The sequence below is a fragment of the Cellulomonas rhizosphaerae genome, assembly GCF_003470205.1.
GTDB classification, from domain to species: Bacteria; Actinomycetota; Actinomycetes; order Actinomycetales; family Cellulomonadaceae; genus Cellulomonas; species Cellulomonas rhizosphaerae.
Map to the genome: position 1 here is coordinate 1 of NZ_QWKP01000101.1, position 9,117 is coordinate 9,117.

Annotated in this window: 9 protein-coding genes; 5 read left to right on the plus strand and 4 right to left on the minus strand. The window is 73.3% G+C overall.

Features of this window, described 5'->3' with window-relative positions; translation table 11 throughout:
• Positions 1 to 260: 260 nt before the first annotated feature.
• Both D1825_RS02185 and D1825_RS02190 read right to left on the minus strand, forming a co-directional pair.
• Positions 261 to 884 (minus strand): MarC family protein, encoded by a 624-nt coding sequence (locus D1825_RS02185; RefSeq protein ID WP_118765856.1) that lies wholly within the window; start codon positions 882 to 884, stop codon positions 261 to 263.
• Positions 881 to 1,723 (minus strand): PHP domain-containing protein, encoded by an 843-nt coding sequence (locus D1825_RS02190; RefSeq protein ID WP_118765857.1) that lies wholly within the window; start codon positions 1,721 to 1,723, stop codon positions 881 to 883. Before D1825_RS02190 ends, D1825_RS02185 begins: the two co-directional genes overlap by 4 nt.
• Positions 1,724 to 2,031: 308 nt before the next feature.
• On the opposite strand from D1825_RS02190, the gene D1825_RS02200 reads away from it, so the two are divergent.
• Positions 2,032 to 3,567: an aminopeptidase P family protein gene (locus D1825_RS02200; protein ID WP_118765858.1), complete on the plus strand. Its 1,536-nt coding sequence runs from the start codon at positions 2,032 to 2,034 to the stop codon at positions 3,565 to 3,567.
• A gap of 233 nt (positions 3,568 to 3,800) precedes the next feature.
• Here the strand turns inward: D1825_RS02200 and D1825_RS02205 are convergent, their stop codons facing one another.
• Positions 3,801 to 4,448: a general stress protein gene (locus D1825_RS02205; RefSeq protein ID WP_233549567.1), complete on the minus strand. Its 648-nt coding sequence runs from the start codon at positions 4,446 to 4,448 to the stop codon at positions 3,801 to 3,803.
• 87 nt (positions 4,449 to 4,535) lie between these two features.
• On the opposite strand from D1825_RS02205, the gene D1825_RS02210 reads away from it, so the two are divergent.
• Genes D1825_RS02210 through D1825_RS02220 form a run of 3 tightly spaced genes read left to right on the plus strand, consistent with a single transcriptional unit; the run spans position 4,536 to position 7,512 of the window.
• Positions 4,536 to 5,819, plus strand: a complete 1,284-nt coding sequence (locus D1825_RS02210; protein ID WP_118765859.1) for a magnesium transporter MgtE N-terminal domain-containing protein — start codon at positions 4,536 to 4,538, stop codon at positions 5,817 to 5,819.
• Complete coding sequence (locus D1825_RS02215; protein WP_118765862.1) at positions 5,812 to 6,321, plus strand: DUF1003 domain-containing protein; 510 nt, start codon at positions 5,812 to 5,814, stop codon at positions 6,319 to 6,321. The genes D1825_RS02210 and D1825_RS02215 overlap by 8 nt, the downstream gene beginning before the upstream one ends.
• Before the next feature lie 48 nt (positions 6,322 to 6,369).
• Positions 6,370 to 7,512, plus strand: a complete 1,143-nt coding sequence (locus D1825_RS02220) for an Mrp/NBP35 family ATP-binding protein (protein ID WP_233549568.1) — start codon at positions 6,370 to 6,372, stop codon at positions 7,510 to 7,512.
• On the opposite strand, the gene D1825_RS02225 is transcribed toward D1825_RS02220, so the two are convergent.
• Positions 7,493 to 8,029 (minus strand): ArsR/SmtB family transcription factor, encoded by a 537-nt coding sequence (locus D1825_RS02225; RefSeq protein ID WP_118765861.1) that lies wholly within the window; start codon positions 8,027 to 8,029, stop codon positions 7,493 to 7,495. The two genes, D1825_RS02220 and D1825_RS02225, sit on opposite strands and share 20 nt — an antisense overlap.
• A gap of 88 nt (positions 8,030 to 8,117) precedes the next feature.
• Between D1825_RS02225 and D1825_RS02230 the strand changes: the two genes are divergently transcribed.
• Positions 8,118 to 9,117 (plus strand): MFS transporter (locus D1825_RS02230; RefSeq protein WP_233549569.1); only part of this gene is annotated, 1,000 nt, incomplete at its 3' end.

The window sequence follows — 9,117 nt, forward strand, 5'->3', positions numbered from 1 at the left end:
CGCCCGACCGAGGGCTGCGCGCCGGCCCAGTCGGCCGCCGAGTAACCACCGCACGACGAAGGGGCGCCCGCACCACGCGGGCGCCCCTTCGTGCACCCCTGCCCACTCCCGCGGCGTCTCTCGGGGCGGCGAGCCGAGCGCCCGGCACCAGCACGCCCGCTGTCAGCCGACGAGAACGACCCTCCGGGGCGAGAGCGTCGGTTCGGGACGGTCGTCCTCGAGCCCGAAGGTCGTTCTCGGCGGGCCGGCGACGGCGGGCGTCAGGCGGCCTGGACGAAAGCCGTGACCGCGTCGGCGATGAGCTGGACCGCGATCGCGGCGAGCAGCAGGCCGGCGATCCGGGTGACCAGGATCGTGCCGGAGTCCTTCAGCACGCGGTGGATCACGTTGGCGAAGCGCATCGACAGGTAGAGGCAGATGTGCACGGCCAGGACGCCGAGCGCGATGGCCACCCAGTCCGCGGCGGTGCCGTCGGACTGCTGGACGAACACCATGGTCGCGACGATCGCACCGGGGCCGGCGAGCAACGGGGTGCCCAGCGGCACGAGCGCGACGTTGACCTTCGAGTTGCCCGACGGCTGCGGCTCCTCCATCTTGCCCGTCAGCAGCTCCATCGCGATCACGAGCAGCAGCAAGCCGCCGGACGCCTGGAGCGCGGCGAGCGAGATGTGCAGGTAGTTGAGCAGCTGCTGACCGAAGATCGCGAACGACACGATCACGCCGAAGGCGACGAGGATCGCCTGCCGCGCGGCCCGGTTGCGCTGCTTGCGCGTCATCGCGCTCGTGAGCCCCAGGAAGATGGGGACGGTTCCGGGCGGGTCCATGATCACGAACAACGTGATGAAGACGGACCCGAACAACCGCGGGTCCAGCACGTCGCTCACCCTCGGATCACCTCGCTCTTTCCTTGCTCCTCGATCGCCGCCAGCACGTGCGGCTCGGTGAGATTCTCCCCCAGCCGGTTGGCCTTCCCGGACCCGTGGTAGTCCGACGAGCCCGTCATGAGCAGCCCCAGCCGCTGCGCGATCCCCGCGAGCCGCTCGCGCTGACGCTCGGAGTGGTCCCGGTGGAACACCTCGATACCGCCGAGGCCGGCCTCGGCGAGCTGGTCGAACACGGCATCGGGCACGATCCGGCCGCGCGCGTCGGCCCCGGGGTGGGCGAACACCGGCACCCCGCCGGCCGCCCGGATCGCGGCGACGGCGTCGGGCGCGTCGGGCGCGTAGTGGGGCACGTGGTAGCGCCCGTCGGCGCGCAGCAGGTCGACGAACGCGACGTCGCGACTGGGCACGATCCCGCGAGCGACGAGGGCGTCCGCGATGTGCGGGCGCCCGACGACGACCGCGTCCCGCGACTCGTCGAGGACGTCCTGCCACGTGATCGGGTGGTCGCGGGCCAGCAGCTCGACGATCTGCTGCGCGCGGTGCAGGCGCGCGTCGCGCGTGCGGTCCAGCTCGGCGACCAGCGCCGGGTGCGTGGGGTCCTGCAGGTAGCTGAGCAGGTGCACCGAGATGCCGCGCGAGCGCCCGGAGACCTCGGTCCCCCGCACGAGGGCGATGCCGTTCGCGCGCGCCGCCGCGGTCGCCTCGTCCCAGCCCGCCGTCGTGTCGTGGTCGGTCAGCGCGACGACGTCCAGCCCCGCCGCGGCCGCCTCCTCGACGACCTGCGTCGGCGACCCCATGCCGTCGGACGCGGTGGAGTGGGTATGCAGATCGATGCGCACCGACCCACGCTATCGGCCCGCCGCCCGCCTCTCGCCGCCGCCGGCCTGTCCTCGCCCCCACCCCGCCCTGGCCCGCCCGCCCCATCGTCCGCACCCGGCCCGCCGCATCATCCCCGCCCGCCCCGCACGAGCCCGCACCCCGAGCGCGGGTCCTACGGCGCGAGCGCGGGCTGCGCGCCACCTGCCCCCGGTCCGCAGCACCCGCGCTCGGCGAGATCACGCCGCGGCGGCGGGGCGGCGGCGCCACGCGGTGGGCGCCCGGTGGGGGCGCGGGTTGGGTGTGGGTGGGGCGGTGGGAAGATGGGGGCATGAGCCAGGACGTGACGCCCGAGACCAGCCCCGCCGAGCCCGACGCCCAGCCGCTGGCTGATCGCGGGTCCAACCGGGCGCAGCGCCCGGGGTCGCCGGAGTTCGTCGCGTGGATCACGTCGGGCTGGGGCGAGCGGCCCGCGTCGAGCGCCACCCGGAGCCCCGCGGCCGACCACACCGCCTCGCGTCGCAGCGCGCTGTCGGGCCAGTTCTCCGGCGAGCGGCTCGTCGTCCCCGCCGGCACGTTCAAGGTCCGGTCCAACGACACCGACTACCGCTTCCGCCCGCACTCCGCGTTCGCGCACCTCACGGGCCTGGGCGTCGAGCAGGAGCCCGACGCGGTCCTCGTGCTGCACCCCGTCGAGGACGGCGCGGGCGACGACGGCAGCGGCCACCACGCCGTGCTCTACGTCCGCCCCCTGGCCGGCCGGGACACCGACGAGTTCTTCTCCGACTCCCGCTACGGCGAGTTCTGGGTGGGCGCGCGCCCCACGCTGGAGGACCTCGAGACGACCACCGGCATCACCACCCGCCACATCGACGACCTGCGCGACGCCCTCGCCAAGGACGTGGGCCCGGACGGCGTGCAGGTGCTCGTGGTCCCCGGCGCCGACGAGACCGTCGAGGCGGTAGTCGAGGAGATCCGCGCCGCCGAGGCCGCGGGCGCGCGCGACGAGAAGCTCGCCGAGGCGCTGTCCGAGCTGCGCCTGATCAAGGACGCGTACGAGATCGAGCAGATGCAGCTCGCGGTCGACGTGACGATCGAGGGCTTCGTCAAGATCGTCTCCCGGCTGCCCGTCGCGCAGGAGCACGAGCGCGGCGAGCGGGTCATCGAGGGCACGTTCGTCGGGCACGCCCGGCAGGAGGGCAACGCGGTCGGCTACGAGACGATCGCGGCCGCCGGCGAGCACGCCACGACGCTGCACTGGATCGACAACGACGGCCCCGTGCGCGCGGGCGAGCTCGTGCTCATCGACGCCGGTGTCGAGGTCGACTCGCTCTACACGGCCGACGTCACACGCACGCTGCCGGTCGACGGCACGTTCACCGAGGTCCAGCGCCGCGTCTACCAGGCGGTGCTCGACGCCGCCGACGCCGCGTTCGCCGTCGCGGTGCCGGGCGCCCGGTTCCGCGACATCCACGCCGCCGCGATGGAGGTCATCGCGCACCGCCTCGCGGACTGGGGCCTGCTGCCCGTTACGGCGGAGGAGGCGCTGGACCCGGAGAAGCAGCACCACCGCCGCTGGATGGTGCACGGCACGAGCCACCACCTGGGCATCGACGTGCACGACTGCGCGCTGGCCCGCTCCGAGCACTACCTCGACGCCGTGCTCGAGCCCGGCATGGTCTTCACGATCGAGCCCGGCCTCTACTTCAAGTCCGACGACCTGGTCGTGCCCGCCGAGTACCGCGGCATCGGCGTGCGGATCGAGGACGACGTCCTCATCACGGCGGACGGCAACGTCAACCTCTCGGCCGCGCTGCCGCGCGAACCCGACGCGATCGAGGCGTGGATGGCCGACCTGCTCCAGTAGGTCGAGGCGCGGGGTCGTCGACCGTCACCCCTGCGAACGGGCCACCAGGGCCCCGGAGCAGGAGGTCGACATGGACCCCGCACCCCTCGCGCTGCTGCACTCACGCGCGGCCACGATCATCATCTCGACGAGCGCGTTCCCCCACGCGCCGGTCATCGAGCAAGGGCGCAGCAGGCTGCGCGAGATCGACGGCCTGCCGTGGCCGCGCCGGTTGAGCCGACGCGCCCGCCGGCTCAGGACTGCGGCGGCGCAGGCGGCTGCGTCGGCGTCTCGTGGCCGCCCGGAGCCTCCGGACCCGGTGCGCCACCCTGTCCCGGCACGCCGCCCTCCGGCGCCGGCCTGAGGTCCGGCGCGGGCTGCGTCGGCACGACGGGCGGAGTCGTCGGCCAGCCCGAGGCCACGCCGCCGACCTCCTGCAGCAGGTGCCGCGCCTGGTGCGCCTTCTCGGACGCGCACAGCACCGCGTACGACGAGGCCACGATCTGGCTCTGCGACGTGAAGTCCCGCCGGCCGCGCGTGAACGCGTACATGAGCACCGAGAACAGCAACCCGAACGCGCCGCCGATGACGATCGACGGCAGGAACGGGTTCGGCCCGTCGCCGCTCGCGAACAACGAGAGCACGAGGCCGACGAACAGCCCGAACCACGCCCCCGTCGCGAAGCCACCCGACGCCACGCGCGGGTAGGACAGCTTCCCGGTGACGCGCTCGACCATCCGCAGGTCCGCGCCGACGATCGTGAGCAGCGGCACCGGGAACTGCTTCTCGGCGAGCACCTCGACCGCGCGCTGCGCCTCGAGGTAGGTGCCGTAGGTCGCGACCGTCTCGCCCTGCGGCAGCGTCGGCGTGCGGGGGATGCGGGCGGGGCGGTTGAACGACATCCCCCGATCCTCCCCGCGACGCGGACCGCGCGCCAGGGCGCTCCGTCCTGCACGCCGATGGTCGCGCATGCGTCTACTCTGACCATCGTGAGCAGCGTCGGGACCAGGGTGTTCGTCGCGCGCCTTGCCGGGACGACCGTCTTCGACCCCTTGGGTGACCAGGTCGGGCGGGTGCGCGACGTCGTCGTGCTGATCCGGCCCAAGGGCGCGCCGCGAGCCGTCGGACTCGTCGTCGAGGTCCCCGGCAAGCGCCGGGTGTTCCTGCCCCTGACGCGTGTCACCGCGATCGACGCGGGCCAGGTCATCTCGACCGGTCTGGTCAACATGCGCCGGTTCGAGCAGCGGGCCTTCGAGACGATGGCAGTCGGCGAGCTGCTGGACCGCACCGTCGAGTTCGTCGACGGCTCGGGCAGCGCGACCGTCGAGGACGTCGCGATCGAGCTGCAGCGCACCGGCGACTGGCTCGCCACCAAGCTGTTCGTCCGGCGGCACACGCCCGGGCACCGCGGCCTGCTGCGCCGCCGCGGCGAGACCACGCTCGTCGAGGTCGGTGACGTGACGGGTCTCTCCGGCGGCACCGCCGCGCAGGGCGCCGAGCTGCTGCTCGCGCAGTACGAGGACCTCAAGCCCGCCGACCTCGCCGACGTGCTGCACGACCTGGGCAGCACGCGCCGCCTCGAGGTCGCCAGCGCGCTCGACAACGACCGCCTCGCCGACGTGCTCGAGGAGCTGCCGGAGGACGACCAGGTCGCGATCCTGCAGGGTCTGGCCCTCGGCCGCGCCGCCGACGTGCTCGAGGCCATGGAGCCCGACGACGCCGCCGACCTGCTGGGCGAGCTGCCCGACGACCAGGCCGCCGAGCTGCTCGAGCTCATGGAGCCCGACGAGGCCAAGGACGTGCGCCGCCTGCTCGCGTACGAGGACAACACCGCGGGCGGTCTGATGACCACCGAGCCCGTGATCCTCGGGCCGGAGACATCGATCGCCGCGGCGCTGGCTCACGTGCGGCGCCAGGACCTGACGCCCGCGCTCGCGTCGATGGTGTTCGTCACGCGTCCCCCGCTGGAGACGCCCACGGGTCGATTCATCGGCGTCGTCCACCTGCAGCGCATGCTGCGCGAGCCGCCCCACGAGTCGATCGGCTCCTACGTCGACACCGACATCGAGCCGATCGTCGTCGACGCCCCGCTCATGACGGTCACGCGCCGCCTGGCGACGTACAACCTGCTCGCGCTACCCGTCGTGGACGCCGAGAAGCGCCTGCTGGGCGCGGTGTCGGTCGACGACGTCCTCGACCACCTGCTGCCCGAGGACTGGCGCGAGGCCGACGACGAGAACGACGACGCCGATGCGGGGGTGCGCCGTGGCTGACCGCCTCGACCAGCCGCGCTCGACGCGGCGCACGATCATCCCCCGCCCGCGCCGCGAGGAGGACGCCGCCGGGCGCCTCTCCGAGTCGATCGCGCGGTTCCTCGGCACGCCCACGTTCATCATCTGGCTGACGGTCTTCTGCATCGCCTGGATCGTGTGGAACTCCTGGGGCCCTGTGGACCTGCGGTTCGACAAGGCCAGCCAGGGGTTCACCGCCCTGACCCTCATGCTCTCCCTGCAGGCCTCGTACGCCGCGCCGCTGATCCTGCTCGCGCAGAACCGGCAGACCGACCGCGACCGCGTGCAGTTCGAGCAGGACCGGCAGCGCTCCGAGCGCAACCTCGCCGACACCGAGTTCCTGGCCCGCGAGGTCGCCGCCCTGCGCATCGCGCTGTCCGAGGTGGCGACCCGCGACTTCGTGCGGTCCGAGCTGCGCAACCTGCTCGAGGAGATGCGCGACGACCGCGAGGAGCGCGACGAGGGCACCGAGCGCGGCACCTGAGCCGGACGGCCCACGGGACACCTGCACGCGCAACCTACGATGGGCCCCATGCCTGAGCTGTCCCCCGACGCCCTCGTCGCCGCCGTCCGCACCGCGCTGGACGGCGTCCTCGACCCGGAGATCCGCCGTCCGATCACCGAGCTCGGGATGGTGCGCTCGGTCGAGGTCGACGCGGGCGTCGCGGTCGTCGGCATCGACCTGACCACACCCGGCTGCCCGCTCAAGGAGACGCTCACGCGCGACGTCACCGCCGCGGCGGTCGGCGTCCCTGGCGTGACCGACGCACACGTGGTGATGGGCGTGATGAGCGCCGAGCAGCGCGGCGCGCTGCGCACCCTGCTGCGCGGCACCGACGCCGAGCCGACGATCCCGTTCGCGCAGCCCGGCTCGCTCACCAAGGTGTTCGCGATCGCGTCGGGCAAGGGCGGGGTCGGCAAGTCGTCGGTCACGGCCAACCTCGCCGTGGCGATGGCCGCCGACGGGCTGCGGGTCGGCATCGTCGACGCCGACATCTACGGCTTCTCCATCCCCCGCATGCTGGGCGTCACGCGCCAGCCGACGCGGGTCGACGACATGCTCCTGCCGCCCATCGAGCACGGCGTGAAGGTCGTCTCGATCGGCATGTTCGTGCCGCCGGGTCAGCCCGTGGTGTGGCGCGGCCCGATGCTGCACCGCGCCCTGCAGCAGTTCCTCGCGGACGTCTTCTGGGGCGACCTCGACGTGCTCCTCCTCGACCTGCCGCCCGGGACGGGTGACATCGCGATCTCGGTCGCGCAGCTGCTGCCCGGCTCGCAGATCGTCGTCGTCACGACCCCGCAGCTCGCCGCCGCCGAGGTGGCCGAGCGCGCCGGCTCCGTCGCGGTGCAGACGCGCCAGCACGTGGTCGGCGTCGTGGAGAACATGGCCTGGCTCGAGCAGCCCGACGGCTCGCGGCTGCACCTGTTCGGCGAGGGGGGCGGAGAGCGCGTCGCGACGAGCCTCACCGCGCTGACCGGCACCGACGTGCCCGTGCTGGGTCAGGTCCCGCTGGACGTCCGGCTGCGCGAGGCCGGTGACGCCGGCACGCCCGTCGTGCTGACGGACCCCGAGTCGCCCGCGGCGCAGGCTCTGGTCACGGTCGCCCGCTCCCTCACGGCCCGCAAGCGCGGGTTGGCGGGGATGGCGTTGGGGCTCACGCCGACCGGTCGCTGACCGTCGTCGGCGTGCGGCTCAGGTCCTCGTGCAGGGCCAGGAAGATCGAGTAGGGCTGGCCGTCGGGGTCCGGGGTGCGTGACGCGTACTCCTGGAAGAGATCGTTGAGCCGCTGCCTGAGCTCGTCGTGCGCGGCCGCGTCGAGACGTAGGCCGAGCCGGACGCTCATCATCGCGTCCGGGTCCGGCAGCAGCGCGACCTCCTGGAGGAACGCGTCGATGAGCACGCGCGTCTGGCCGGCCATGCCGGGCGTCCGCCAGGACCGCCGGGTCGCCCGGTAAGGCACCTCCCGCGAGCCGCGCGCACCGCGCCGCGCGGGCTCGGCGGCGAGGAAGCCGCGGTCGACGAGCGTGCGCACGTGGTGCAGCACGCTCGCGGGGTTGCGGCCCAGGCGTGCGGCGATCTCGCGGTTGGTCAGCGGCTCGTCGAGGCAGAGGCGCAGGATCCGGATGCGGACCGTGGACGCGAGCGCGCGGGCGTCGGCGTCGGGGTCGTCGGGGATCTCGGCAGCGCTCACGGGCTCATCGTCGCCGACCGATTGAGAAAACTCAATGGCACGGCGGTAAGTGATTGACTTTCCCCAATCACTGCCGCACGCTGTGCCCGTGAACGACGCACGCCGCTCCCTGGTCCACCACCCCGACTTCCGCCGGCTGTGGACCGGCGACGCCCTGGGCCAGCTCGGCGCGCAGCTGACCTACCTCGCACTGCCCGTGTTCGCGGTCAAGCACCTCGACGCGACCGAGTGGCAGATGGGCGCGCTCACGGCGGCCGAGACCGCGGCGTTCCTCGTCATCGGGCTCCCCGCGGGTGCGTGGGTCGACCGGATGCGCAAGCGCAACGTCCTGATCTTCTCCGACCTGGTGCGCGCGGCCGTGCTGTCCGTCGTCGTGGTCGCGGCGTTCACCGACCACGCCACGATGCCGTTGCTCATCGTCGCGGGCCTGATCATCAGCGCTGCCTCGGTGTTCTTCGACGTCGCCCACCAGAGCTACGTGCCAGGGCTGGTCGGCCTCGAGCACATCGTCGAGGGCAACTCGAAGCTGCAGGCCACGCAGTCCGTCGCGCAGGTCGCCGCGCCCGCGATCGGCGGCGCGCTGCTGCGCGTGGTCACCGCGCCCGCGCTCATCGCCGTCAACGTCGTGACCTACCTCGTCTCCGCCGTCGCCGTCGCGCGGATCAAGCACCGCGAGGAGCCGCCCTCCCCCGAGTCGCGTCGCCCGCTGCGCACCGAGATCGCCGAGGGCATGCGGTTCGTCGTGCACCAGCCGCTGCTTCGCCGGATCGTCGCGTGCACCGGGCTCTCGAACTTCGGCAGCGCGATCACCAACGCCGTCTTCGTGATCTACGCGCTGCGGACCCTCGGGCTGAGCACGGCCGCGTTCGGCACCGCGATGTCCGCCTCCGCGATCGGCGGCCTGCTGGGCGCCGTGACCGCCGACCGGTTCGCCCGCTGGATCGGCGAGGCGCGGGTCATCCCGATCTCCGCGCTGGCCTGCGTGCCGGCCGTGGCGCTCACGCCGCTCGCGAGCCACGCCGCGCTGCCGACCCAGGCGCTCATCATCGTCGGCGGCTTCACGCTCTCGTTCTGTGTCGTGGTCTACA

What these genes read in the sequence shown, in the direction of transcription:
- D1825_RS02200 (WP_118765858.1), top strand. Translation starts at nt 2,032, where the DNA reads ATGAGCCAGGACGTGACGCCCGAGACCAGCCCCGCCGAGCCCGACGCC.
- D1825_RS02205 (WP_233549567.1), bottom strand. Translation starts at nt 4,448, where the DNA reads ATGTCGTTCAACCGCCCCGCCCGCATCCCCCGCACGCCGACGCTGCCG.
- D1825_RS02220 (WP_233549568.1), top strand. Translation starts at nt 6,370, where the DNA reads ATGCCTGAGCTGTCCCCCGACGCCCTCGTCGCCGCCGTCCGCACCGCG.